Below are 23695 nucleotides of genomic sequence, written 5' to 3'. Positions count from 1 at the left end.
TACCCTGCCTAGTATCTTTGAAACCCGCCCCGAACAGGGGTGGGTTTTTTGTTCTCCCTACCCCCTCCCACCCAGCTAACCGAGTATGAATATCGAGTTTAATCGCAACGAAGACCATCTCAAGCAACTTACTTTTCAGCTGCGCCAGAAGCTGGCCCGCGTGGCCCTCGGCGGCGGCGAGAAGCGCATCGCCGCCCACCGAGCCAAGGGCAAGCTCACCGCCCGCGAACGCGTTGACTACCTGCTGGATAAGGACGCGGCGCAGGTCGAAATCGGCGCTTTCGCCGGCGAGGGCATGTACCAGGACGAAGGCGGCTGCCCAGGGGGCGGCGTGGTCGTCGTGCTGGGCTACGTGCAGGGTAGGCAGTGCGTGGTGGTGGCCAACGACGCCACTGTGAAGGCCGGCGCGTGGTTTCCCATCACGGCCAAAAAGAACCTGCGCGCCCAGGAAATCAGCCTGGAAAACCGGCTGCCGATTATCTACCTTGTGGATTCGGCGGGCGTATATCTGCCCATGCAGGACGAAATTTTCCCGGATAAGGAGCACTTCGGCCGCATTTTTCGCAACAACGCGGTGATGTCGAGTATGGGCATCGTGCAGATTTCGGCCATCATGGGGCCGTGCGTGGCGGGCGGGGCCTACCTGCCCATCATGAGCGACGAGGCGATGATAGTGAGCGGCACTGGCTCGGTGTTTCTGGCCGGCTCGTATTTGGTGAAGTCGGCCATCGGCGAAACCATTGATAATGAGGCGCTCGGTGGCGCAGCCATGCACTCGGAAGTGTCGGGCGTGACGGATTATAAGTTCGACACCGATGAGGAGGCGCTCGACCACATCCGCAACATCTTCGACAAGCTGGGGGCTACCCCCACTGCCGGCTTCAGCCGCGCCGCGCCTACCCCCCCCGCGCTACCCGAAGTCGAGCTATATGGCCAGCTGCCCAGCGACCGCGCCAAGCCCTACGACATGATGGAAATCATCAAGCGCCTGGTGGATAACTCGGAGTTTGAGCCCTACAAGGACCTCTACGGCCAGACGCTCATTTGCGGGCTGGCGCGCATCGAGGGCTGGGCAGTGGGCATCGTGGCCAACCAGCGCAAAATCGTGAAAAGCAAGAAAACCGGGATGCAGATGGGCGGCGTCATCTACTCCGACTCGGCCGACAAGGCGGCCCGCTTCATCATGAACTGCAACCAGAAACGCATCCCGCTGGTGTTTCTGCACGACGTGTCGGGCTTCATGGTGGGCTCGGCCAGCGAGCAGGGCGGCATCATCAAGGACGGCGCGAAGATGGTCAACGCAATGGCCAACAGCGTGGTACCGAAGTTCACGGTCATCATCGGCAACAGCTACGGCGCGGGCAACTACGCCATGTGCGGCAAAGCCTACGACCCGCGCCTCATCGTGGCCTGGCCCAGCGCCCAGCTCGCCGTAATGAGCGGCGCGGCGGCCGCCAATACGCTGCTGCAAATCCAGGTGGCTTCGCTGAAAGCGAAAGGCGAAGTCATTACCCCCGAAGCCGAAAAGGAATTGCTCGACCGTATTAAAGCCCGCTACGAGGAGCAATTATCGCCCTACTACGCCGCGGCGCGGCTGTGGGTCGATGCGGTAATTGACCCGCTGGAAACCCGGAAAGTGATTGCGGAGGGAATAAGCGCGGCGAATCATGCGCCGATTGAGCGGGCGTATAATGTGGGGGTTATTCAGGTGTGAAATATGAGTACAACTATTTTCCTGCCTACCCGCCTAGAAAAAAAGGAGTGGGTCAGAAAAGTGAATATCGCTTGTCTAGTAATTAATTTACTGGCTTGTTTTGGTGCTTTCCTCGGCCGAGTAATAAATAATTTCTTTATTTTTAAATATTCATTAATTATTTTTGGCTTTTTTGTGTTTGTTCAGGTCAGTCTAGCTCTGTTGTCTTATGTAAAAGGCGCAAACCTTTATTATCCTAGAAATGTGGAGATTATCGGTTTTAATGAGCAGTCTTTGCTAATTGGAATGCAAATGATACCCATGTCTAAACTTAAAAGTATTGTATTTAATGTAGATGGCTATAGCGGTCAAGAAAAAATAGGTAGAGGTGGTCCTCATTCAGGGAATGGTACAGTAATAGTTGTGTATAAAGGCACTAGCGAAGAAAGCAAATATCTAATAAAAATTGAGTCAGACAGCGAATTGCAAGCGCTACGACAATTATCTGATAATTGGCGTAGTCAGGGGTTAGTGGCGTTAGTTATGGATTGAGTTCATAATAGACGCGAGTTTAGCGCAGTGTTGCTATTGCTGTTTTTTCGGCTAGGCTGTGTCACGTAATAGAACGCCGAAACGGCGTTATTTTGCGGCATCTCTTACCCCGCATGCTCATGGCCAAAAAAACAGTTGTTTCCCAAGCGCAAGTAGTCCACATTGCTGCTACCAGCGCCGATAACTCAGCGCTCTCCAAGGCTCAGAAGGAATTTAACCGCCTCACCAAACGCATTGCCAAGCTCGAAAAAGACGTGCACGATTTTCGAGAGGCCGCTACCCACTTGCGCCAGCGGGTGCAAACCGAGTACCGGCCGTTGCAAGCTCGGCACAACGACACGCGCGCCGGCCTGGCGCGGGTGCTCGACCGCGCGCACGATACCTACAAGCTGACCAAGGGCGAGCGCGCCAAAATCGTGTCCATTCTGCTCGATGGCTGCTACGACCTGCCCCAGCAAGGGCACCCCGAAATTCAGGCTATTCTCGACAAGTACGAGGACCCCGAATCGGCGGAGGAAGCGGCGGCGGCTGATGCCGAAACCGCCGAGATGATGAAGCAAATGTTCAGCCAGCAGTTCGGCATCAAGTTCGATGCTGATGCCGACGTGAGCACGCCCGAGAAATTCCAGGCGTACCTGCACCGGCAACTGGCGACCGAGCAGGAAGCCCACGAACAGCAGGAAGCCGAACGCGCCGAGCGCCGCGCCCAGCGTAAAAAAACTCCTAAGCAGCAGGCCGCCGCCGATAAAAAGCAGGCTGAGGAACAAAACGTTACCCAGGCCGTGCGTACCCTCTACCGCGACCTGGTAAAAGCCCTGCACCCCGACCTGGAACCCGACGAGACCGAGAAAATCCGCAAAACCGAGCTGATGAAGCGGGTCACGACCGCCTATGAGGCTGGCGAGCTATTGACGCTGCTGCGCTTGCAGCTGGAGTTGCAGCGCATTGACCAGGCCCACCTCGAAAACTTGGCTGAAGACCAGCTGCGTTACTACAATAAGCTGCTCAAGGAGCAGGTGCGCGAGCTGGACGAAGCCATGTTTCAGGAGCAGGAAGAGCTGTCGGGCTTCACCGGCAAGCCGTATTACTTCACGCCTACCCCCGCCGCGCTGGACTACGACTACCGGCTGCAAAAGCAGCAATTAGAGCAGAAAATTAAGCAGCTGGCGGCCGAAGTGCTGGCCTTCGAGCACGACCCGGCGGCGGTGAAGGCATTTCTGAAAACCTACCGGATACCCAAGGAAGGGCCGGGGCCGATGTTTATTCAGCTATAATTGCGCTACTTCCGCGTTTCCAGAAAGGCGATAACGTCGGCCAATTCCTTTTCGGAAATTACGCCGCCGTAGGCGGGCATGTTGCCGCCGCCGTTCACGATGCGAATGCGCAGCTCGTCGGTTTTGAGGCGGCGGCCGACTTCCGTTAGCTCGGGGCCGCGGTGGCCGCCGTGGCCGTCCAGGAGGTGGCAGTAGATGCAGCCTTTATTGTAAAACAAGCCCGCGCCCGCCACTATCTGCGGGTTGTTTGAGTTGATGAGCTTGGTGTTCAGGGGCTTGGCATCGAACTTGGGCGACCAGGGCGCTTGCTCGCCTAGCACGAGCAGGGCGATAACCAGCGTCACCACCGTGCCCGCGCCGAACACCGCCCAGGGCCGCCGCAGGGGGCTGCGCTCGCCGGCGTTGGAGATGAAGGGTAGGGCCAGCAGCGCCAGTATGGTTAGCAGCGGCGCGATGATGATGAGGTAAGACTCGATGGCCGGCGGCATCAGGGCGTAGAGCGCGAAGATGGGCAGCATATACCAATCGGGGGCCGGGTTGGTGTAGATGGTAGCCGGGGAGGGCGGCTGCGTCAGCTCGGGCGGGCCGAAGACGAGGGCCAGCGTGAAAATGCCCATTACCACGGCCACGCTAAATACCACGTCGCGCCAGGCGGCGTAGGGCCAGAACGGTACGCCCACCTTATCGAGCATGTCCTGGTACCACTTGCGGTAGGTTTTGGGGTCCACGAGCTGGCCGACTTTGGTCGGCTCCGACACGCCGTTGCGAAACACCAGATACAGGTGAAAGCCCACCAGCCCGAACAGCATGGCCGGAAACAGCAGCGTGTGGTAGGAGTAAAACCGGCTCAGCGACTGCCCGCCGATGGTGTCGCCGCCCAGCAACAGCCGGGCCACGTAAGTGCCAATAATCGGCACCCTACCTGCCTGCTCGGCCGCCACCACTGCCGACCACACGCCATTGGAATCCCAGCGCAGCAGCTGCCCGGTGAAGCCCATCGCCAGGGTCAGAAACAGCAGGAAAACCCCGCTTATCCAGCTCATCTCGCGCGGAAACTTGTACGAGGCCGTGATGTAAACCCGCAGCATGTGGATGCCCACCAGCACTATCATACCTGAGGCCCCGAAGTAGTGAATGCCCCGCAGCAAGCGCCCGAAAACTGCCTGGTGCGTGATGAATTCCAGCGACTTATACGCCGACTCCGAAGTCGGCTGGTAGAGCAGCGTGAGCGCTACCCCCGTCACTACTTGCAGGATGAGGCAAAACAGCGTGGCGCTGCCAAACACGTAACTCCACTTGGCCCCCGGCGGCACCAGGTGCCGGGCCAGCGGCATCAGCGTATCGGAGATGCCCAGCCGGTCGTCGAGCCAGGCCCCGACTTTTCGTAAAAAACTCATAGACTGTGGGATAGGATAAGGATAGGGGGGTAGGGATTCGGGGAGGAAGCGTCGGAACGCTGCGCTAATGGAGCCGTTGAGGCGGGCTGCCGGCTTTTCGCCGGCTGTCCGCTCATCGTTCGCGCCATTGTTCTTTTAGAGAGCGGACAGCCGGCGAAAAGCCGGCAGCCCGCCCCAGGTCCCAACCATAAAGCTGCAACAGACCGCTCAGCTCGTCATATTCGTAATCGGAATCGGCGCGGTCAAAAGCTCCACGTCATCATTACCGGCCACCCGGATGTGGTACTGCGTGAGGCCCTGGGGCGGCGGGCCGGCGGCCACGGTGCCGTCTTTGTAATAAATGCCGCCGTGGCAGGGGCACATAAACAGGCCCGCGCCCTGCTCCCAGCGCACGGGGCAGCCCAGGTGCGCGCAATTGACCGAAAAGGCGATAAACTCCTTTTCCGACTCGCGCCGCAGCCAGGCCGCCGACTCGCTCGTCATGCCTGACCAAGCTTTGGCATTAGCATTCTCGAACTTGACCAAATGTGTGGAGCCCACTGCGAAATCGGCCAGCGTGCCCACTTTGCGCCAGGTTTGGGGGGCGGGCTCCAGCAGCGGGGCCAGCACGGCACTCACCACGGGCACGCCGATGGCCAGCGCCGCCACGCCGCCTAACCCAAAAGTGAGCTTGACCAGAAAATCGCGGCGCGGCTCGCCCTCGCGCTCGGCGCGGGCATCCGCGTCCGCGCCGGGGTCACTGGCCTGCGCCGCGGGCGAGGGGGTAGAGGTGGGGGGGGTAGGGAGCGTTTCCTCACTCATGGCGCAAAAGGTTAATCCAGCCCACGAGGGCGATGATAAAAATGATAACGCCCGCCGCCAGGATAATCCAGGTCGTGAGCAGGCCCCAGAATATAAACGTCAGCCCCAGCGCCAGCACGAACGGCCAGTAGGTGGGCTCGGGCAGCTTCTCGGGGCGGGCCTTGGCCCAGTCGGCGGGCTGCGGTTCGGCGCGGGGATTGGGGGTAGGCATTTTTTTAATTATGAATTATAAATGATGAGTTATGAATTATCATTCGTCATTGCGAGCTTGCGAAGCAATCGCATCCGAACGATGGTCGAACGACCGGCGCGGGTGTCGTGCGGGTGCGATTGCCGCGCTTCGCTCGCAATGACGGACGATTTTCAATGGCTCATTTGGGATAATTCCGTCCGCTCAGAAACTAACTCTTCAATTGGCTCCGACTCGCTGAAATACCGGGCCACCAGCACCAGGCAGCCGGTGAGGTAGATGAAGCAGCATGGCACCCACATGATGAGGCCGGCCGCCTGCTGGTCCTCGGCCAGGCTGAGGCCCAGGGGGTTGGCGGCAAAATCGGGGGCGAGGCCGGGGGTGCCGCACCAGGCGGCACGGGCGTAGTGCTGGTAGGTATCGGCCGGGGCGAAGGTGATGAGCAGGCCCAGCAGCGAGCAGCCCACGCAGGCCGTAAACAGGTACACTACCCCCGCCATCGGGTGCAGCCGGTACTTTGGCACCGGCCCGAATATCGGCCAGCTGAAGAGCACGCCCGCCAGCAGCATCCCGCCCGCGTGCAGCAGCGGCCAGGCGCTGAACGCCTGGTGCATCCCCTCAAAAGACGCATCGAACACGGCTGGCACGTGCAGCAGCCACATAATCCCTACCCCCGCCGCCCAGGCCAACCCCACGTGCGCGCCCAGCCAGCGCGAAAAAGCGGCCAGCCACCGGGCGGCCTTCGGCGTGGGCCGGGGGGGTAGGCCCAGCACTAGCAGCGGCCCGCTCAGCAGCAGCACCACGATATGCACCACCATGTGGGCGCTGAACAGCGCGTGCATCCCCAAATAGTGCAGCGGCGACAGCTCCACCAGCAGAAACAGCGCCAGCCCGCTTGCATAGTAGCCCGCCCGCGGCTGCCAGCGCCCGCCCGCCAGCCCATAATACGCCGCTGCCAGCCCCGCCGCCAGCAGCAGCGCCGCCGGATTCAGGTCCCATTGCAGCCAGATGGAAGAAGGATTCATAGTTGTAGTTGATTACCAGTGTTTAATCGTTCAACGAGCGCCTCACCCCCTGACCTCCTCTCCGAAAAGGAGAGGGGCACCGGTCTTGCGCTTGCGTCTGGCTCCCCCTTTCCTTTTTCGGAGAGGGGGCCGGCCCCAAAGGGGTCTCGTGAGGCGCACGCTAGAACGACTACTCATCAAAACCTGCTAAAGTGCGGCAGCACGTACACGACCGTGAACACGACCGCCCACACGATGTCCACGAAGTGCCAGTAAATGCCGATGGAGTGAAAAACGGACGAAGCCGGGCGGTTGTAATCGCCCGCGAAGGCCAGGCCCGCGAGGATGCTCAGGATGACGAGCCCTACGAATACATGCAGGCCGTGGAAGCCGGTGAGGGTGAAAAAGCTGGTGCCGAAGGTGTTGCTGGCCAAGTCAATGTGGCGGCCGAAAAGGCCGTGAAACTCCCAGGCTTGACCCAGCAAAAACGTCACGCCCAGGGCGATGGTCGCCAGCAGCCAGAACTTGAGCGCGCCGGTAGCGCCGCGCTGGGCGCTGACCTCCACCCGCCAATATGTAAAGCTGCTGCTGAACAGCACCAGCGTGAACGCACCGGTGCGGCCCAAATCCAGCGCGGCCAACTGCTGCTGCCGAAAGCCCGGCGCGAGCGAGAAGAACACGAAGGCCATGAGCAAGGCCAGAAAAAACAGGGATTCGGTGAAGACGACTAACTGCATCAGGAGCCGGGTGCTGGGGGCGCTATTTGCCATGTACTCCTTTCTTTTTACCAGGTTTTAGGTGGTCGGCATCATCGGGCCGCTTGAAGTCGCGGAACGGCCGCACGCTGGCCACCGGAATCACGCGGTCGAAATTTTGCAGCTGCGGGGGCGAGGTCGTGGTCCATTCCAGGGTGTAGGCATCCCAGGGGTCGGCCCCGGCGCGGGGGCCGCTGCGCAGCGCCCGCAAAACGATATAGACCAGTAGCAGGGTGGCCGCGCCCATCAGAAAGCTACCGATGGTGGACAGCAGATTGAGCGTGCCCCAGCCCGGCAGGTCGGGGTAGGTGTACACGCGGCGCGGCATCCCGATGGTGCCCAGCACGTGCTGAATCATAAACGTGACGTTGAAGCCAATCGTGAACAGCCAGAAAAACCAGTTGCTCAGCCGCTCGTTCAGCATCCGGCCGCTCATCTTCGGAAACCAATAAAACAAGCCCGACAGCAGCCCAAACAGCGTGCCGCCGATAAGCACGTAGTGAATGTGCGCCACCACGAAGTAGGTGTCGGTGAGCTGCAAGTCAATCGGCACGATGGCGAAGGCAATGCCGCTGAGCCCGCCAATGGTGAACTCGACCAAAAAGGCAGTCGCGAATTTCATGGAAGTCGTGAAGCGGATGGAGCCGCCGTGCATCGTTGCCAGCCAGTTGAAAACCTTCACGCCCGTCGGGATGCCGATGAGCATACTGCTGGCCGCGAAGAAGTTATTGGCCGTGTTGCCCAGTCCCACCGCAAACATGTGGTGGACCCACACCCCAAACGCCAGCAGCCCGATGACAATGCCCGAGCCCACGATAAAGGCGTAGCCAAACACTGGCTTGCGCGAATACGTGGAGAAAACTTCCGACAGCATCCCGAAGGCGGGCAGAATTACGATATAAACTTCCGGGTGCCCGAACAGCCAGAACAAATGCTGCCAGAGCAGCGCCGAGCCGCCATCATGCACGTCAAAGAAGTGGGCGTGCAGCCGGCGGTCGAGCAGCAGCATGGCCAGCGCCGCGTTCAAGGACGGAAAAGCGGCTATCACGAGGCCGGCCGTGACGAGCATCATCCAGACGAACACCGGCATAATGCGCAGCGTCATGCCCGCCGTGCGGTAGTGCAAGATGGTTACTATCAGATTGATAGAAGCCGAAACTGTGCCGATGCCGGCCAGCAGCAGCCCCGCGCAATAATAGTCGATGCCTGGCTGCGGAGAATAGTTGTAGCCGTTGAGCGGGGCGTAGTTGAACCAGCCCGCGTTGGGCGCGCCGCCCGCCACGAAGCTGAAATACATCAGCAGGCCGCCAAACACGGTGAGCCACAAGCTCAGCGCGTTCAGGCGCGGAAAGGCCATATCGTTGGCCCCAATCATGAGGGGCACGAAGTAGGTAGCGAAGCCAAAAATGGCCGGCATGGCCACGAAGAATATCATCGTGGTGCCGTGCATCGTAAACAGCTCGTTATACGTTTCCGGCCCCATAAACGTGTTGCGTGGCACCGCCAGCTGCACGCGTATCAGCAGAATCTCAGCCCCGCCCACCAGCATGAACAGCAGTGCGGTCCACAAGTACATAATACCCAGTTGCTTGTGGTCCACGGACGAAATCCACTGGAGCAGCCCCTGGTCAGTATCCAGGCTGAGGCCGGGTAGGACCTCCACGGGTTCGGGCACGAGAACGGGGGGCGGAGACATGGGTTTGAGGTGCTGATTTTTGATAAAGGAGCTATTGAAAGTTTTTAGCAGACCGTCATGCTGAGCTTGTCGAAGCATCTCTACCGCGTAAGTAACTTCAAACGTCAGGATTACTTACGCGGCAGAGATGCTTCGGCAAGCTCAGCATGACCGTTCTTCTCAACTATTTAAGTCCTGATAAATAAGCCGTTAGCGCCCGAATAGTATCCGGCGCGAAAATGAACCGCGGCATATGCGCGCCCGGTTTCAGCGCCTGCGGGTTGCGGAGCCAGTTGGCCAGGTTGACTTGGTTATTAGGAAGCAGGCCGGCGAGCATGGTTTCGCGGCTGCCGAAGTGCGTGAGGTCGGGGCCTTGCTGACCTTGGGCGGCGGTGCCCCGAATCTGGTGGCAGCTGCTGCACGCGGCCCGCGCGAAAACCTGCGCGCCGGCTTGCGCCAGCCGGTCGGCCGGCTCGGCGGCGGGGCGGGCGGCGGCGGCCAGCCACCGGGCGTAGTCGGCCGGGGTATGGGCCACTACCCGGATGCGCATCCAGGCGTGTTGCTGCCCGCAAAATTCGTTGCAGGCACCTTCATAGATGCCGGGCTCTTTGATGGTGGCCCACACGTGGTTGCGCAGGCCCGGCACCACATCCATCTTCTCGCCAAACGAAGGCACCCACCAGTCATGAATCACGTCGGCCGAAGTGCCCTCGATGAGTAAGCGCCGGCCGATGGGTAAGTGAATCTCATTGGCAGTCTGCACGTTGGTGCCGGGGTAGCTGGCCTGCCACCACCACTGATGCCCGGTGATGCGCACCGTCGGCACGGTATCGCCGGCCGGCGGCAGCACGGCCCTGGTCGTATTGAAGCTCAGAAAGAAAAATGCCACGATTAGCAGCGTCGGAACGCCCACCAGCACCGATTCCAGCTTGAGGTTGCTGGAGGTTTGCTGCGGCTCGGCCTGGTCGTCGTGGTCGCGGTGGCGGTATTTCCACGAGAAATACGTGGTGGCCCCAAACACCGTCAGGAACACCACCGCTGCGGCGATGATAAAATACAAGTCGAGCGTGTGGAGCCGCTCGGCCTCGACGGTAGAAGTGGAAAAGATAGAACGCATAGCGGAGAGGGAGTGCGAAGGCCAGGGGTTGCCGCCCGCTGGGGCAATCACCGGCCTCCTAAGTTAAGCCTGCCAGCTTAAAAAAAGCACATGAACTCTTTGTGAATTAATGCTTTAGTGCTCATTAAGAGGCAACCTCCCATTGGATTTCCGGGTATGAAAGCCGGTAGGCCGACTGGTCGCTCTCTTTTTCAATTTATTTCCTACCCCCCTTCTCATGTTCAACGCCGTTGATTATCCCGACCAAAACCTATTAAGCTTCACCATCGCCGGCAAGCTCACCAAAGCAGACTACGCCAGCGTGGTGCCCATTCTGAATGCGAAAGTGCAGCGATTCGGCAAGGTCAACGTGTACCTGGAAGTCGCCAGCCTCGATGCGGTAACGCTGCCTGCGCTTTGGGAAGAAGTGAAGCTGGACGCGAAACACTTCAGCGACTTCAACCGCGCCGCCGTGGTCAGCGACGACAGCACGCTGCTCAGCGCCGCATCCTCCGTGATGAATACCATCACCCCGGCCGAGGTCAAGCACTTTCCGACCGACCAGAAAGCCGAAGCCCTGCGCTGGGCGCTGGGTGCGGACCCCGCCAAGCTGGCGACCAAGCAGGTATATCAGTCAGCTTAACGCTCCTAGGTAGGGTGCGGGGCTTGCCCCCGCCCGTCGTTGAACGAACGTAGGAGTAGTTCAACGACGGGCGGGGGCAAGCCCCGCATTCTACAAATGGTCCAATCGGCCACCATCTACCCGCACCATCGTGCCCTGCACGAACTCCGACTCGTCGGAGGCCAGGTAGGCGATGAGGGCAGCCACGTTTTCGGGCTTGCCCACGTCGCTGGGATTGATTTTTTCTACCCCTGACTTCACGTTGGGGTTGTCCCAGAGCATGGGCGTGTCAATCGCGCCTGGCAGCACTGCGTTGATACGCAACCCTTTAGGCTTGCCTTCAATAGCGGCCGAGCGCGTGAGCGAGAGCACCGCCGCCTTGGCCGCGGCGTAGGGCGTTACCAGCGCCTCCGTTTCGATGGCGTGAATGCTCGATACGTTGACGACCGTGCCGCCAGGCTTCATGTTCAAAAATGCCTGCTTGACGAAGTAGAATGCGCCCAGCAAGTCCACATTCAGCGTGGCCATCCAGTCGTCGGCCGTTAGTTCTTCCAGCGGTTTGAAGCGCATCAGCCCCGCGTTATTCACGATGGAATCGAGCCGGCCGAATTTGTCAAGCGTGGCTTTCACGGTGGCAATCACCTGGTCCTCCTTCGCCACGTTGCAAATGCTGAGCAGCACTTCGGGCGCGCCGGCTTTCTGCACCTCGGGCAATGCCTTATCGAGGTTGTCCTGGCTGATATCGGCCAGTACGATGCGCGCGCCTTCCGAGGCCAGGCGCTGGGCCGTGGCCAGCCCAATGCCGCCGGCCCCGCCGGTGATAATAACAACTTTGTCCTTGAATCTCATGGAGTTAAATAAAAAGGTGCGAAGATTAATGCTAGTCTTGCTTTCTATCGTTGGCATCGACGGTTGCCTGGTCGGCTTGCAGCGTCTGCGCTTCGACATGCGCCTGCTGGACCCAGTTCTGGCCGGCTTGGTTGGGCATCACCAGGGGTATTTGCAGGCACGCGGTCTGGGTGGGCAGCACCTCTTTCCACTGGCTGATGAGCTTTTTATACGCCTCGCCCACCGGCCGGATATTGCGGTTTAAGTCATAGAGACCCAGCGGGTTCGGGGTGCCGTTGTTCTCGCGCAGGGCCGTGTCCCAGTCCACCTGGTCGGTGAGCGAATACCAAGTGAAACCCAGAATGGGTACCCCATCATTGCGCACCCGCAGCACGTTGGCCCACTCTTTCCAGAGCCAGTTCACGGCCTCGTCGCCGTTGGGACCCTGCCAGAGGTTGGTTTCGGTGTGCATCACGGGCAGCTGGTAGCGGTTGTGGTACTGCGTGGTAATGACGTGGTAGCCAAATATTTCGCCCGAGGCCACGGTGCTGCCGTCGTCGCGCACGCGGTGCTCGTTCGTGCGGTAGTAGTCGTTGCCCATGATGCACTGGTGACGCAGGTCATTTTGCAAAAAGAAATGATACTCGTCGCGGGTCATCCCGTTGTCCATAAGGTATTCATACATGTCGGAGTCCACGCGCTGACCGTAGTTCAGGTCCAAAGACAAAAAGCGCTTGGCGTTCAGCAGCTCGGCGGGCTTGATGGCGGCCGGGTCCGAGGCGTGGAAATATTCGCTTGATTCGCTCTGAATAAAGAGCGCGTCGGGCCGCACCGCCAGAATGGAATGCATGGCCAGCACATTGGCCTTCACGATGTACTTCAGCGCCGTCACGAACGATTTCTCGCTGGCCAGCTGCTCATTCCACCAGCCGTAGAGGGCCGAAAACTCGGCGCAGACATACATCTCGTTCACCGGCGTGTAGAGCTGCACCCACGGAAAGCGCTTGGCAAAGTCGGCGGCATACTGCGCGAACAGCTTTGGAAAATCGGGATTCTGAAAATTTCCTATCCAGTCGGGCACCCCAAAGTGACACAAATCCACGATGGGAATGATGCTGCGCCGCCGCAGGTCGTTAAACGTCTCGTCCGCAAACGACCAGTCGTACTTCCCTACCCCCATCCACGTCTTGTGAATGGGCGGGCCATAGCGCAGGTATTCGATACCCAGCTCCTGCACCAAGTCAAAATCCTTTTTCCAGAATTTATAGTGGCCGCATTTTTCCATCTCGTCCTGGCGAAACTTGCCGTTGTGGATGGTAGGGTAGCTATTTTCAATGCCGGTGGCAAAAAGAAACTGGGCTGGCATAAGAAGGAGAAAAGTGGAAAAGGAAGGTGATTCCCCCGGCGGGGGTAGGGGCAGCTACTGTTTGGGGTTTACTGGCAATGCGCACAAAAGTTGCCCATCGGTCGATAAAATCCCCGAGCTTTTTGCTTGTTTATGAAGCATTTATGAATAACACGTGCTGCTTTGCGGTCGGGGGTCCCAGCGCCATCCGGCCGCCGAGGGGGGGTAGGGGCCACCCCCGCCAAAGGGGGCTGAGAATATTTTTCGCCGAATGTGAGCCAACCAGCGGCAGGTGTTATACATTTGTAGTGTACTAGAAACCTAATACTCCAAACCACCTATCCTATGGTCCGCATCCGTAACCTGCACTTCGGGTACTCGCGCCGGGTACTTCAGCTCGAAAATCTCAGTCTGGACCTGCGCCGGGGCCACATCTACGGCCTGCTGGGCAAGAACGGCGCGGGCAAGTCCACGCTGCTCAAAAACATCGTGGGGCTGGCTTTCCCGCTCAGCGGCAGCTGCGAGGTGGAGGGCCACGCTGCCGCTCTGCGCCGGCCCGCCACGCTCGAAGACCTGTTTTTTCTGCCCGAAGACGTGCAGGTGCCGCCCGTGTCGGCCACGCAACTGGCGGCCAGCACGGGCGTTTTCTACCCCCGCTTCGAGGCGGCAGCCTTCCACGAATACCTGCGCGAGCTCGACGTGCCGGCGCTCACCAAGCTCCCGGCGCTCTCCTACGGCCAGCAGAAAAAGGCGCTCATCGCCTTCGCCCTGGCCACCAATACCGGCCTGCTGGTGCTCGACGAGCCCACCAATGGCCTCGACATTCCCAGCAAGGCGCAGTTTCGCAAGCTCGTGGCCGGCGCGCTCGGCGCGGACCGCTGCGTCATCATCTCGACCCATCAGGTGCGCGACCTCGACAGCTTGATTGATACCGTGCTGGTGCTGCACCAGCGCCGCATCGTGCTGAACGCCAGCATCGACGAGCTGGCCGGTAAGCTCAGCTTCGGCACCGCGCCGGTGGGCGTGGCCGCGCCCGAAGCCCTCTACGCCGAGCCGTCGGTGCGCGGTCGGCAAGTTATTCGGCCCAACCACGACGGCGGAGGGGGTAGCAAAGTCGATTTGGAATTGCTCTTCAACGCCCTCACCGGCCCCGATACTACCCTGGCCACTTACCTCACCCAACTTCAATTGCAACATGAGCCAGTACATTAACCTCGCGCGCTTTGGCCGCCTACTGCGCAAGCACACCGCCGAGCATTGGAAGACCTACCTCATGAGCGCGGCCGTGCTGCTGGGCGGCATGGTGCTGGTGCTGGGCTTCATCACCTATCTCAATAGTGGCCGCCTGAACCAGCAGATGCAGGGTGTCTTTTTCACGATGTTCGTGCTGGCGGCGGGCAGCTTCTTCACAAGCACGGTGCTGGGGCAGTATGGCGCGGGGCGGCAGGCCGCGCTGGCGCTCACGCTGCCGGCCTCGCAGCTAGAAAAGTTTGGGGTGGCGTGGCTGTTTTCGCTGCCGGTTTTTCTGGTGGTTTTTACTATTGCGTTTTACCTGGCCGACTGGCTGGTAGTAAACGCTATGGGGGTGAAGGATAAGACGTTGGTGCCCTTGTTTTCGGAGCCAATTTATCGGGTGGTGCGCCTATATCTGGTGCTGCACGGGCTGGCGCTGTGGGGTAGTATTTTCTTCCAGCGCCTCCAGCCGGTCAGGGTCGCCTTCCTGGGCTTTGGACTGGCTCTCTTGGCTGGGGTGCTTAATTATCAGGTAGTTGCCCGGATGCTGGGCGGCAAGTTGCACCAGGCTTTTCCCTTCGGCGCGGCGGTGCTCGATGCGGGGGTAGTGAGCGTGCCCGACCACCAGCTCCAGTGGCTGGCGCTGGTGCCCCTGGTGCTGGCCGCGCTGCTGTGGGCGGCGGCCTACGCCCGCCTCACCGAAAAACAGCTCTAGCGCATGGAATTCAACGATAATGAGGCGATTTATCTCCAGATAGCCAGCTACGTGGGCGAGCAGGTGCTGCGTCAGCAGTGGCCGCCCGACCACAAAATCCCGTCGGTGCGCGAGCTGGCCGCCGAGCTGCAGGTCAACCCCAACACCGTGATGCGCACCTACGAGCTGCTGCAAAGCCAGGGCGTGGTGTATAATCGGCGCGGCCTGGGCCTGTTCGTGGCTCCGGCCGGCGCGGCGCAGGTGCGCGCCCACCGCCGCGAGCGGTTTTTGCAGCACGAGCTGCCCGCGTTTTTCAACACTATTTCGCTGCTCGACATCAGCCTTGCCGAGCTGGCCCAGCGCTACGAAGCTTTCAAAACGGCGCAAGCCGCAACCCTTGCGCCTACCCCCCATGAAAACTAGCACCACCTTCCTGCTGGCCGCGCTGCTCGTGCTGCTGGCCTCGCTCACGGCCTACAACATGGCCCTGCGCGCCGAGTATCGCTCGGGCGCCTTCAAAGACCCGCTGCACGATTACGCCACGCTCAAGTTTAGCAACTTTACCGAAGTAGAAGCGCCGGCCGCCGGTGTGGTGGGCATTAAGATTATCGCCGGCCCCTACCGGGTGCGCATCAGCCCGCGGGCGGCCAAGTATGTGCAAGTGCATCAGCAGGGTAGCCGCCTGGTAATTACGGCCGCGTTTCCCGACCAGCGCGTGCCGCTGGGGCAGACGGCGGTGGTCATCAGTTGCCCGCAGCTCACCCAGCTCACGGCCAATGCGGACTACGCGCTCAACGGCGCGCGCCACCGCGATAAGCAGGAGATTTTCTTCGCGGCCAGCCCGGTTGTCGTGGAAGGCTTCACGCAGGATAGCCTGAGTGTGCAGCAAGATAATGCGACGCACATCGAGCTGATTAAGAATAACCTGAAGTTTCTGCGGGTCGTGGCGGGCGCTACCCCCGGCAGCCACTCCATTCTGCAAATGGGCCAGGACAACCGCATCGCGGCGGCTAATCTGGCCCTCAACCACCAGAGCGAATTGCAGCTCTACAACCTGGCCATTCCGCAGCTACAGTACCATTTCGCCGACAGTGCCAAAGCCATCCTGACCGGTGCCGCGCTGGTGGGCCTGCGGCAGTAGGGAGGGGGTAGGGCAGAAGAAGACCCGTTACGTCAATAATGGAGTCGGCGGCGGGGTCGTTAGGCATAAAAACAAACGAAATGCTGGCCACCGCAAGTTAAGGTGCGCCGCGCCGGGTAGGGTGGCCGGTGGCTTGCGCGATGGCCGCCATTACGTAAGCCAGGGGCAGTTTTTCCTGTTCCAGGCGCGCGTTGGTGCGCAGCAAAGAATCATAGAGCGGCTGCTCGGCCGCCGTGAGCTGGGGTAGGGCGGCCGCCTGAAACTGGTCGCCCTGCTCGCCCCGGTGATGCGCGGCAAAGGTGGCTTCATCCATCAATAAGGAGCGAATGGCCGGGTAGTGCGTCCGAATCCGGGCCAGAATCTGGAAGCCGTGTACGTCGATGTCGCCCCAGTAAAACAACTGCTTGGTTGCCAGCCAGTCGGCCCCGGCCAGCAGGCTCACCGCGAAGCCGCCGCCCCAGATAGCAACTGCCTCCGGCACGGGCGGAAAGGACAGGAAAGTCGTCAGGTTTTCGACGATAAATATTCGCTGGCTGGCTAGGTTTAGCTGCCGAAACTCGCTGACCCACAGGCTGCACTGCGATACGGCCGGGTGCAGCCGCTGCGCCGCATCCAGGAAGCGCAGCTTGATGCCGGGCTCCTCCAGCAGCAGGTGAAAGCGCCGGAAAAAATCGCTTTCGTCGGCTCGAAGTGGTGCGGGAATCAGCGCGTCCAGCAGCGGGCGCAAGGCCGATTGGTGCCGCTCAATGAACTTGGTAGGCAGCGCCAGCGGCAAGTTGCGCACGTATTGATTGGGCTGCGGGTGCTGCTGAAAATACTGGCACACCAGCAGCAAATCGGGCCATGCGGCGGCGTAGTCGAGCAGCAGGGGGGGTAGGGCGGGTAGCGGGAGCAGCGTGGGCACGGTAGCCGCCGTTAGGGCCGCGTTGCTTTCAAAAACCGCGAACTCGGCCGTTTTATCCATAAAGGATAGGTAGTCAGTTAGGGTTTCAAACTCAACGCGCTTGATTTCACTCTGGCCGGTTTTGCGGTTTAGCCTGGTAGTGAGCCAGTACCCGTGGCCCGTGCGGTTTTTCGCGTGGGCTAGCAGCTCCCTTTGCTGGGCATGAATGTGTTCGTGGCCCTGGCCGCGGTCCAGGGTTTTGTCGGTTGGGATGAGCAGCGGGAAAAGGACTTCGCCAGCCAGGTGCGCCCGCAGCACGCGGGGGTAGCGGCGCAGGGCTTTGGCGCGCAGCTCGGGCAGGCTAATCATGGGCGGCGGCGGCTTCTTCGGCTTCCGATTCGGCCAGCAAGGCTTCTTTCCGCTCCGCGTAGCGCCCAATGGGCACGTCCACGACCACCGACTTGCGGGTGTCGGGCTTGCCCTTGGTTACCCAGTGAATGACTTCGACATCCTTCTCCAGCAGGGGTAGGGAAGTAAGCGGCGTCACCACCATTAGCTGCAAGCCCAGGCTGCGGCAGAGGTTGAGCAGGTACTTCGACTTGTCCTCATCAAGCTTGCTAAAAGCCTCATCAATAACGATAAAACGGAACGAGCGGGCCACCTGCGCCGCGCGCCGCCCAATGCCAAACTGGTGCGCGATGGCCGCGCCCAGCACCGTGTAGGCCAGCTGCGCGCCCTCGCCGCCCGAGAGGCTGCCCGAGCTTTCGTACACGCTTTTCAGGCTTTTGTCGGCCCGGTAATACTCGCGGGCCTTGAAGGTGGACCAGTTGCGCACGTCGGCTACCTGCTGCCGCCATTTCTCGTTTTCCCTGGCTTGCAGCTCGGTGATGAAGGGCTGAATGTGCGCCACGAAATGCGCCAGCTGCGCCTCCTTGGGGTCGGCGGCAAAATCCAGTAGCGTCAGGTCGGGCACCCAGCTTTTGAGCTGCTCCTCGCGGAAGGCGCGGATGCTGGGCGTGCGCGAGTCGGTGCGGACCAGCTCGATATAGGTATCCGGGTTGAGGTTAAAATCAATGTCGCGCAGCGACTGGTTTATCTCGTCTATCGTGTCGCAAATGGCCTCGTGCTGCGTCTCCAGCGACTGGCAGTAGTCGGTCAGCGCCTTGGTCACGCCCCGGTTGAACTCATCGCGGAAGCGGGTTTCCAGCTCCGCCAGTTGCTCGTTGCGGATTTGCGCATAGCGGTCCAGGTATTCGGCCAGTTGGTCCATTTCATTGCGTAGCTCGCGGGTGTCGCTGTGCCAGTCCGCAAACTTGCGCAGCACCTCCTCGCCCGGCAGCAAAAAGCCCCGCATGGCCTCCCGAATGGCTTTTTTCTGCGTTTCCTTGTCGTGGTGCAGGGCGGCCAACTGCTGCGTTACCATGCGTTCCAGCTGCTCCTTTTGTACGAAAAACTGCCCATACGTCAGCGCCTCGCGCACGGGCTCCGTCAGCGCGGCCAGGCCGGCGGCGGGCGGTGCCAGGTCAGCCGCGTCGAAGGTTTCGAGCAGGTGCTGCTGTTCCCGTTGCTCCGCCGCCAGGGCCTGGAGGCTCTTCTCCGCGTCCTTGAACTCGTCGCGGGTCTGCTCCCGGTCTCTACTCAGTTTATCAATGTCTTGCCGGAGCGCGGCCAGCTGCTCTTTCAGCGTTTTGAGGGAAGCGTTTTCGTGTTCCAGCGCCTCTTTTTGCCGCGTCAGCTGCGTAACGTGGTGCGCGTCGGCCTGCCAGTCCAGCTTCGGAAACTGGTTGAAAAGCAGGAAAGCATCCTGGTCCTTTTCGCGTTTCGCCGCGCGTTCCAGTTCTTTGTCTATTCGCCGCAAATTACTTTCCGCCTGGCTGATAGCCGTGCTCAACTCGCGGCCCCGACGCTGGTATTCGCGCAATAATTCGCGGTTGTCCCAGCCCAGAATGTGGCGGTGGGCGGCCGAGTCGTCGCGCTCGTGCCGGTTTTTGTTGCGAATAAGGCCCGACGGCAGCACTGCCTTTTCCGCCCGCTCGAACGTAGTGAAATCCTCGGTGCAGACGTAGCCGAACCGCGCCGCCACGGCGTTTTCTGCCCAGGCCGCAAACGGGCTTTTGGGGTTGAAATCGAGCTTAGCCACCACCGTCCGCGCATCCGGGAAAATGGGCCGGGGCGTTTTGTTATCCACCCGATGAAACACGACTTTGCCACGCAGGTCGCGCTCGTGATGCACGTGCGCCCGCACCGCCGCGTACAGGTGCTCCGGCACCAGCAGGTCGCGCCCGAAGCTGTGCAGCAGCTTTTCAATCGCCTCGTTCCACACGGCTTTTTCCTCGGCTTTCACCTGCATGATTTCGGCCACGAACGGAATATCGACCGGACTGGCCTCCACCGCGTCCAGGATTTCCTGCCGGATATCGGCTACCCGGCCCGTTACCTTACCCGTGCTTTTTTGCAGCTGCGTCACGTCGGCTTCCAGCCGCTCAAAATCAGCTTTTTGCGCGTCGCGGGCCGTGCGGGCGGCGTATTTCTGCTCCGCGAGCTGCTGCTGAAGCGCCTGCGTGGCCTGGCGGGCCGCCCCGGCCTGGGCAATGTTGGCCTCGAATAGGCCCGCGTCGGGGTCGGCCACCAGCTCCAGCTGCCGGGCCAGGCGGTTGTAGCTGTTCAGGGCTTGCTCTTTGGTGCTTTTGCTCTTTTCCAGCTCGCGAATCTGGCGCTCCAGCTCCTTTATTTCGCGGCCAATCTGGTCGTTGTCAAGCTGCCCGGCCAGCCGAACGCGCTGCTCATCGGCGGTTTCCAGGTCGGCTTCCTGCTGGGCCAGCAGCCCGCCGAGGCGGTCCAGCTCCCGGTCGAGGCGGGCGGTTTCGGCCGTCCAGAGGCGAATTTGCTGCTGGGCAAACCACGGTTCCAGCCGCCGTTTATCCTCCTGCGTCTGGCGCAGCCGCTGTTGCAAGTCCTCGTATTCGTGGTTGCGCTCATGCACCGGGCGCAGCAGCGCGAGCTGAGTTTTGGCTTTTTCCAGCGCCCGGTACGACACGAGCAGGGTCTGGTAGTTGCCCATCAGCTTGCTGAATTCGGCTTCGGCGGTGCTTTCCTCCAGCATATTGGTCCGAATAAAATCGTCCAGGTTGCCGATTACCTTCATGCCTACCGTCTGGTTGAACAGCGTCAGGGCCTTTTCCTTCATGCCAAACAGCCGCCGAAACGCCGCCGCGTAGGGCGCGAACGTGGGAAAGTCCTCCACCACGCCCGGCGCGAACCGCTTCTTCAACCCGTTCACCCAGGGCGTGTTAGTGCCAAAGGGAATGTGGTCGGCAATGTTCAGTTCGGCTTTGGCCACCAAAAACTTGCGCTGCATCCCGCCTGTGCCAAACCACCGCACCTGCACCAGCGTGATAGGCAAGCTGTGCGGATTGGTGAACACGCCGAGCAGGATGGAGTAGGTCTGCCGCTGGTTGGGCCGCAGCTTTTCGGGCTTGGTGTTCTGCTTTTCCTCGTCCTGGGTGCGGCCGTAGTGGCCCTCCACGTAAGATTCTTCGCTGCGGCCGCTCCGGCTTTCGGCCCCCGACGACTGGTTGAAAAACCGCTTCGTGGGGTTTACCAGCAGCGCCAGCAGGCCATCCACGAGGGTGGTTTTGCCCGAGCCGTTGCTACCCGTCAGCAGCGTATTCTGCCCATCGGGCACCAGCCGCCAGATGTCCTGGCCACCGTCGCCCTCGTGAAACGTGCCCCAGTTGAACACCTCCAGCAGCTTGAGCCGGTAGCCCGCCGGCCCGGCCACCGCCTCAAACAGACTCGGCATGGTTTCGTAGTTTTTCTAAAAATTCGCTCAGTTTTTCGAGGCTGATTTTAGCCTTCAGCAGCGGCTTCACCTCGTAGCGCGTCTGGTCGGGATGAAGGTCGTCCTTGTGCGTTATTTTCAGGAAGCCGTGCTCCGTCAGGCGCTCAATAATAGTGTCCAGCTTACTCAAAAAAGCCTTTTGATTAGGTTGCTGCCGAAAAAACAGCTCCACCCGCTCGCGCAGCTGCTCGCGGGTAGCGTAGAGGCGCGGGCTGGCGGCGTGGGCGCTGCTTTCGTGCTCTTCCAGCCATTCGCGCAGCACCACGCCCAGCAACGCCTGCTCGTAGCTGAGTGGCACTCGGCGCAGCAGACGCAGGGGCGGGGCGGGGTCGTCGTCGGCCGGTTCGGGCTGGGTGAGGCGGGCGTAGCCATCGGCCCGGTTCAGGTCGAGCACCACCCCCAACTGCGCAAAGTGCGCCCGCACGGCCGTCTCGTGCGTCTCCAGCTGCTGCCAGTGCGCGCGGTCGTCGGTGTCGTAAAGAGCGTGGCTTTGCAGCAGCTTAATAATGACGGAGGCGTAGGGAGCGGGCAAGGGGGTAGGGATTTTGGTAGGGTGATAGTATATGATTTAAGCAAATCGTCCGTCATTGCGAGCGCAGCGCGGCAATCGCCCCGGAACGACACCCGAACGATTTCGTTCTGGGGCGATTGCCGCGCTGCGCTCGCAATGACAGACGATTTGCTTAAGTCTTAGGTAATGAAGATTTTAGCTGATTATTCTTACGCCTTATCGGCAAAAAATAACCTCGGGAAATTTGCACCAGCGCCCGTCGCCGAGGTCAAAAATATCCTTTTGCTGCTGGTTGATGAGGTGCTTGGGCGAATTGGCCGCGATGCTGCCGTAGGCCATCAGCTCGGGCACGCCGTGGCGTAGGGCGTGGGCGGCCACCACCTGCCGCAGCGTTACCTGGCTCTGGTCGCGCAATAGGGCGCTGATGTTGGCGGCGAGGCGGGCCTTGTCCACCACGCGGGGGCTTACCAGGGCCGCCAGCTCGGGCTCTTCGGGCCGGGCCACGGCCAGCACGCGGGGCACAATGGCGCTTTCGCGCTCCTTGAGGGCCACCGTGCTTTCGGTGGCGAGGTAATCGGCGCGGCCCTCCAGCTCCAGAAAAGCCGGGTCGGTGGGTGGGCTGTCCATCACGGCGAAGGCCAGCGCCCGAATGTCGTGGATGAGCGCCAGCGACTTGCGCCGGTCGCGCAGGTTTTTCTCCGAAAGTATCTTTTCCAGCTTGCGGGCCAGGGCATAAAACGAGTCATTCACCTTGCGCCCCTCGCCGAGCAGGTACGGGCGGATTTTGCGCAGAAACTCGTCGCCGGCTGCCAGGCCCCGGTCGGTCAGTAGCTCAAACACCTGGCGCACCAGCGCATCCAGCTCGGCGCGCTGCCGGGGGTCGTTCAGGTGCCGGTAAAATGCCTCAAAGCTGCGGCCCTGGGCCGTGAGGCGCAGCTCGTCGAGGGCATCGAGGGCCAGGCCCAGCAGGCCGCCTTTGGTGTGGCCGGCCGCCGCCTGCTGCTGGTAGATGCGCTGGGTAATGTCCCGAAAATTGCCCTCCACCTCCCGAAAATCGCGCAGCAGGCCCCGCGCCACGCCGCTCACCGTTTGGTAGCGCTCCGCGATTTCGTAGTTCTCGTAGGTGCGCACGGTTTTGGTCAGCTTCAGCTCCCGAATCTGCGCGTCGAGGGCGCTGCGTTGCTTTTCCAGCTCGGCCAGCCGGGCCTGCCAGTCGTCGGCCGAGTTTTGCACCAGCTCGCGCAGCTTCTGCAAAATATCCAGAAACCGCGACTCGGTACCCACGAACGTGGGCTTGTTCAGCAGCGACTGCACCCAATCGAGCACACTCTCTAGCTCGGGTGTAAGAGTGTGCTGGTCAGCGCCTTGCTCATCAGTGTAGAGCGTGAGGTAGCCCTTGCGCACCCAGTCGCGCAGCAGCCGGGCCGCCCGCTCAGCCCACGAGAGGCCCAGCGTCGGCAGGTCGCCCGCGTCGTCGTCCCCGCGCACGTCCCAGGTTTCCAGAAAGTCGGCCAGCTGCCCGGCCAGCCAGTCGTTGGCCCGCACCGGCGCGTAGCTGCCCGCCTTAAAATTCTCCTGCAAAAAGCACAGCACCAGCGCCGCCTCGTGGCTGCGCAGCACCCGCACCGCTGCCGGGGCGCGGTCGGCGCTGAAGAGGCTGCGGTAGAGTGGGTAGGACATGGGGAAAGTTATTGGGTAGCTCACTTAAGGCCGTTGAATAGGAAGCAACTGCATTTTATTCACTCGGCAGTTGCACCCTAAGTAGCTGCCAGCTACTATTTTGCGGGGAAGCTCGAAGCATATCGGGCAGGTCAGGGCTTTCGCCAGTGCCAAGGCCGCAGTGGCGAAAGCCTCCATTTCCTCATCTGCTAATTCCAGCCCTGGCTGGCTATAGTGAACTCCGGCATTGCGGGGGTTGGTACTGTGGCGGCTCACCGCTGCAAATAAGGGCCAAATCTCAATGGTTTCCCACGCATCCACGCTATTGGGGTCGAGGAGTGGCAGCCCGGTTGGCACCAGTTTCAAGCGCTTCACTTTTGCTATTTTCAGCACTTTAGTGGTGCCGCTTAGTAATTCATGAAGTACAAACTTTGGGGTCTCGTACAGCGGCATGAGGCATCGGTACAGGGCAGCAATTGATTGCAGTAGTTCCTCCAATAG

General features: G+C 60.7%; 21 protein-coding genes. 7 read left to right on the top strand and 14 right to left on the bottom strand.

Annotated elements, in window-relative coordinates; translation table 11 throughout:
* The first annotated feature begins 85 nt into the window (after positions 1 to 85).
* Together A0257_04620 and A0257_04615 are read left to right on the top strand one after the other, a co-directional pair.
* Positions 86 to 1714, top strand: coding sequence for a methylcrotonoyl-CoA carboxylase (locus A0257_04620; protein AMR26457.1), 1629 nt, complete (start codon positions 86 to 88; stop codon positions 1712 to 1714).
* 644 nt (positions 1715 to 2358) lie between these two features.
* Positions 2359 to 3519, top strand: coding sequence for a hypothetical protein (locus A0257_04615; GenBank protein ID AMR26456.1), 1161 nt, complete (start codon positions 2359 to 2361; stop codon positions 3517 to 3519).
* 5 nt (positions 3520 to 3524) lie between these two features.
* Here A0257_04615 and A0257_04610 read toward each other — a convergent pair whose 3' ends face one another.
* The 7 genes from A0257_04610 to A0257_04580 all read right to left on the bottom strand — a co-directional run bounded on the left by A0257_04610 (position 3525) and on the right by A0257_04580 (position 10509).
* Positions 3525 to 4916 carry a cytochrome B6 gene (locus A0257_04610; GenBank protein AMR26455.1) on the bottom strand — a complete coding sequence of 464 codons (1392 nt, stop codon included), beginning with the start codon at positions 4914 to 4916 and terminating at the stop codon, positions 3525 to 3527.
* A 207-nt stretch (positions 4917 to 5123) separates the two neighbouring features.
* The gene (locus tag A0257_04605) at positions 5124 to 5594 is read right to left on the bottom strand and encodes a (2Fe-2S)-binding protein (GenBank protein AMR29621.1); all 471 of its coding nucleotides are present in this window, start codon (positions 5592 to 5594) and stop codon (positions 5124 to 5126) included.
* A gap of 115 nt (positions 5595 to 5709) precedes the next feature.
* Complete coding sequence (locus A0257_04600; GenBank protein AMR26454.1) at positions 5710 to 5928, bottom strand: hypothetical protein; 219 nt, start codon at positions 5926 to 5928, stop codon at positions 5710 to 5712.
* Between the two features lie 152 nt (positions 5929 to 6080).
* Positions 6081 to 6932, bottom strand: coding sequence for a hypothetical protein (locus A0257_04595; protein ID AMR26453.1), 852 nt, complete (start codon positions 6930 to 6932; stop codon positions 6081 to 6083).
* A 176-nt stretch (positions 6933 to 7108) separates the two neighbouring features.
* Entirely contained in the window at positions 7109 to 7681 is a 573-nt protein-coding gene (locus A0257_04590) for a hypothetical protein (GenBank protein ID AMR26452.1), read from the bottom strand.
* The gene (locus A0257_04585) at positions 7671 to 9362 is read right to left on the bottom strand and encodes a cytochrome ubiquinol oxidase subunit I (GenBank protein AMR29620.1); all 1692 of its coding nucleotides are present in this window, start codon (positions 9360 to 9362) and stop codon (positions 7671 to 7673) included. The genes A0257_04590 and A0257_04585 overlap by 11 nt, the downstream gene beginning before the upstream one ends.
* 163 nt (positions 9363 to 9525) lie before the next feature.
* Positions 9526 to 10509, bottom strand: a complete 984-nt coding sequence (locus A0257_04580) for a hypothetical protein (protein ID AMR26451.1) — start codon at positions 10507 to 10509, stop codon at positions 9526 to 9528.
* A 166-nt stretch (positions 10510 to 10675) separates the two neighbouring features.
* On the opposite strand from A0257_04580, the gene A0257_04575 reads away from it, so the two are divergent.
* The gene (locus A0257_04575; protein ID AMR26450.1) at positions 10676 to 11080 is read left to right on the top strand and encodes a hypothetical protein; all 405 of its coding nucleotides are present in this window, start codon (positions 10676 to 10678) and stop codon (positions 11078 to 11080) included.
* A 90-nt stretch (positions 11081 to 11170) separates the two neighbouring features.
* Here A0257_04575 and A0257_04570 read toward each other — a convergent pair whose 3' ends face one another.
* Complete coding sequence (locus tag A0257_04570; GenBank protein ID AMR26449.1) at positions 11171 to 11908, bottom strand: oxidoreductase; 738 nt, start codon at positions 11906 to 11908, stop codon at positions 11171 to 11173.
* 31 nt (positions 11909 to 11939) lie between these two features.
* Complete coding sequence (locus A0257_04565) at positions 11940 to 13253, bottom strand: glycoside hydrolase family 1 (protein AMR26448.1); 1314 nt, start codon at positions 13251 to 13253, stop codon at positions 11940 to 11942.
* A gap of 324 nt (positions 13254 to 13577) precedes the next feature.
* Between A0257_04565 and A0257_04560 the strand changes: the two genes are divergently transcribed.
* The 4 genes from A0257_04560 to A0257_04545 are packed head-to-tail and all read left to right on the top strand — an operon-like array spanning position 13578 to position 16300.
* On the top strand, positions 13578 to 14444 hold the full coding sequence (locus A0257_04560; protein ID AMR26447.1) for an ABC transporter ATP-binding protein: 867 nt from the start codon (positions 13578 to 13580) through the stop codon (positions 14442 to 14444).
* On the top strand, positions 14428 to 15180 hold the full coding sequence (locus A0257_04555) for a hypothetical protein (GenBank protein AMR26446.1): 753 nt from the start codon (positions 14428 to 14430) through the stop codon (positions 15178 to 15180). Before A0257_04560 ends, A0257_04555 begins: the two co-directional genes overlap by 17 nt.
* Before the next feature lie 3 nt (positions 15181 to 15183).
* Positions 15184 to 15582 (top strand): GntR family transcriptional regulator, encoded by a 399-nt coding sequence (locus A0257_04550; protein AMR26445.1) that lies wholly within the window; start codon positions 15184 to 15186, stop codon positions 15580 to 15582.
* Complete coding sequence (locus A0257_04545; GenBank protein ID AMR26444.1) at positions 15572 to 16300, top strand: hypothetical protein; 729 nt, start codon at positions 15572 to 15574, stop codon at positions 16298 to 16300. The genes A0257_04550 and A0257_04545 overlap by 11 nt, the downstream gene beginning before the upstream one ends.
* Positions 16301 to 16397: 97 nt before the next feature.
* Here A0257_04545 and A0257_04540 read toward each other — a convergent pair whose 3' ends face one another.
* The 5 genes from A0257_04540 to A0257_04520 all read right to left on the bottom strand — a co-directional run bounded on the left by A0257_04540 (position 16398) and on the right by A0257_04520 (position 23692).
* The gene (locus A0257_04540; protein AMR26443.1) at positions 16398 to 17552 is read right to left on the bottom strand and encodes a hypothetical protein; all 1155 of its coding nucleotides are present in this window, start codon (positions 17550 to 17552) and stop codon (positions 16398 to 16400) included.
* On the bottom strand, positions 17545 to 20985 hold the full coding sequence (locus A0257_04535) for a hypothetical protein (protein AMR26442.1): 3441 nt from the start codon (positions 20983 to 20985) through the stop codon (positions 17545 to 17547). The genes A0257_04540 and A0257_04535 overlap by 8 nt, the downstream gene beginning before the upstream one ends.
* Positions 20969 to 21556, bottom strand: coding sequence for a hypothetical protein (locus A0257_04530; GenBank protein AMR26441.1), 588 nt, complete (start codon positions 21554 to 21556; stop codon positions 20969 to 20971). Before A0257_04530 ends, A0257_04535 begins: the two co-directional genes overlap by 17 nt.
* Before the next feature lie 195 nt (positions 21557 to 21751).
* The gene (locus A0257_04525) at positions 21752 to 23215 is read right to left on the bottom strand and encodes a hypothetical protein (GenBank protein ID AMR26440.1); all 1464 of its coding nucleotides are present in this window, start codon (positions 23213 to 23215) and stop codon (positions 21752 to 21754) included.
* A gap of 24 nt (positions 23216 to 23239) precedes the next feature.
* A complete protein-coding gene (locus A0257_04520; protein ID AMR26439.1) occupies positions 23240 to 23692 on the bottom strand; it encodes a hypothetical protein in 453 nt (150 codons plus the stop codon).
* Between the last annotated feature and the right edge of the window lie 3 nt (positions 23693 to 23695).

The organism is Hymenobacter psoromatis (assembly GCA_001596155.1).
Classification (GTDB): domain Bacteria; phylum Bacteroidota; class Bacteroidia; order Cytophagales; family Hymenobacteraceae; genus Hymenobacter.
The sequence above is the reverse complement of the archived record's forward strand: the minus strand, read 5'-3'. Positions and strand labels throughout refer to the sequence as shown.

Bases quoted from the DNA above. Each gene is read 5' to 3' on its own strand.
- A0257_04620 (AMR26457.1), top strand. From the start codon at position 86: ATGAATATCGAGTTTAATCGCAACGAAGACCATCTCAAGCAACTTACT.
- A0257_04615 (AMR26456.1), top strand. From the start codon at position 2,359: ATGCTCATGGCCAAAAAAACAGTTGTTTCCCAAGCGCAAGTAGTCCAC.
- A0257_04610 (AMR26455.1), bottom strand. From the start codon at position 4,916: ATGAGTTTTTTACGAAAAGTCGGGGCCTGGCTCGACGACCGGCTGGGC.
- A0257_04600 (AMR26454.1), bottom strand. From the start codon at position 5,928: ATGCCTACCCCCAATCCCCGCGCCGAACCGCAGCCCGCCGACTGGGCC.
- A0257_04595 (AMR26453.1), bottom strand. From the start codon at position 6,932: ATGAATCCTTCTTCCATCTGGCTGCAATGGGACCTGAATCCGGCGGCG.
- A0257_04590 (AMR26452.1), bottom strand. From the start codon at position 7,681: ATGGCAAATAGCGCCCCCAGCACCCGGCTCCTGATGCAGTTAGTCGTC.
- A0257_04585 (AMR29620.1), bottom strand. From the start codon at position 9,362: ATGTCTCCGCCCCCCGTTCTCGTGCCCGAACCCGTGGAGGTCCTACCC.
- A0257_04575 (AMR26450.1), top strand. From the start codon at position 10,676: ATGTTCAACGCCGTTGATTATCCCGACCAAAACCTATTAAGCTTCACC.
- A0257_04570 (AMR26449.1), bottom strand. From the start codon at position 11,908: ATGAGATTCAAGGACAAAGTTGTTATTATCACCGGCGGGGCCGGCGGC.
- A0257_04565 (AMR26448.1), bottom strand. From the start codon at position 13,253: ATGCCAGCCCAGTTTCTTTTTGCCACCGGCATTGAAAATAGCTACCCT.
- A0257_04560 (AMR26447.1), top strand. From the start codon at position 13,578: ATGGTCCGCATCCGTAACCTGCACTTCGGGTACTCGCGCCGGGTACTT.
- A0257_04555 (AMR26446.1), top strand. From the start codon at position 14,428: ATGAGCCAGTACATTAACCTCGCGCGCTTTGGCCGCCTACTGCGCAAG.
- A0257_04550 (AMR26445.1), top strand. From the start codon at position 15,184: ATGGAATTCAACGATAATGAGGCGATTTATCTCCAGATAGCCAGCTAC.
- A0257_04545 (AMR26444.1), top strand. From the start codon at position 15,572: ATGAAAACTAGCACCACCTTCCTGCTGGCCGCGCTGCTCGTGCTGCTG.
- A0257_04540 (AMR26443.1), bottom strand. From the start codon at position 17,552: ATGATTAGCCTGCCCGAGCTGCGCGCCAAAGCCCTGCGCCGCTACCCC.
- A0257_04535 (AMR26442.1), bottom strand. From the start codon at position 20,985: ATGCCGAGTCTGTTTGAGGCGGTGGCCGGGCCGGCGGGCTACCGGCTC.
- A0257_04525 (AMR26440.1), bottom strand. From the start codon at position 23,215: ATGTCCTACCCACTCTACCGCAGCCTCTTCAGCGCCGACCGCGCCCCG.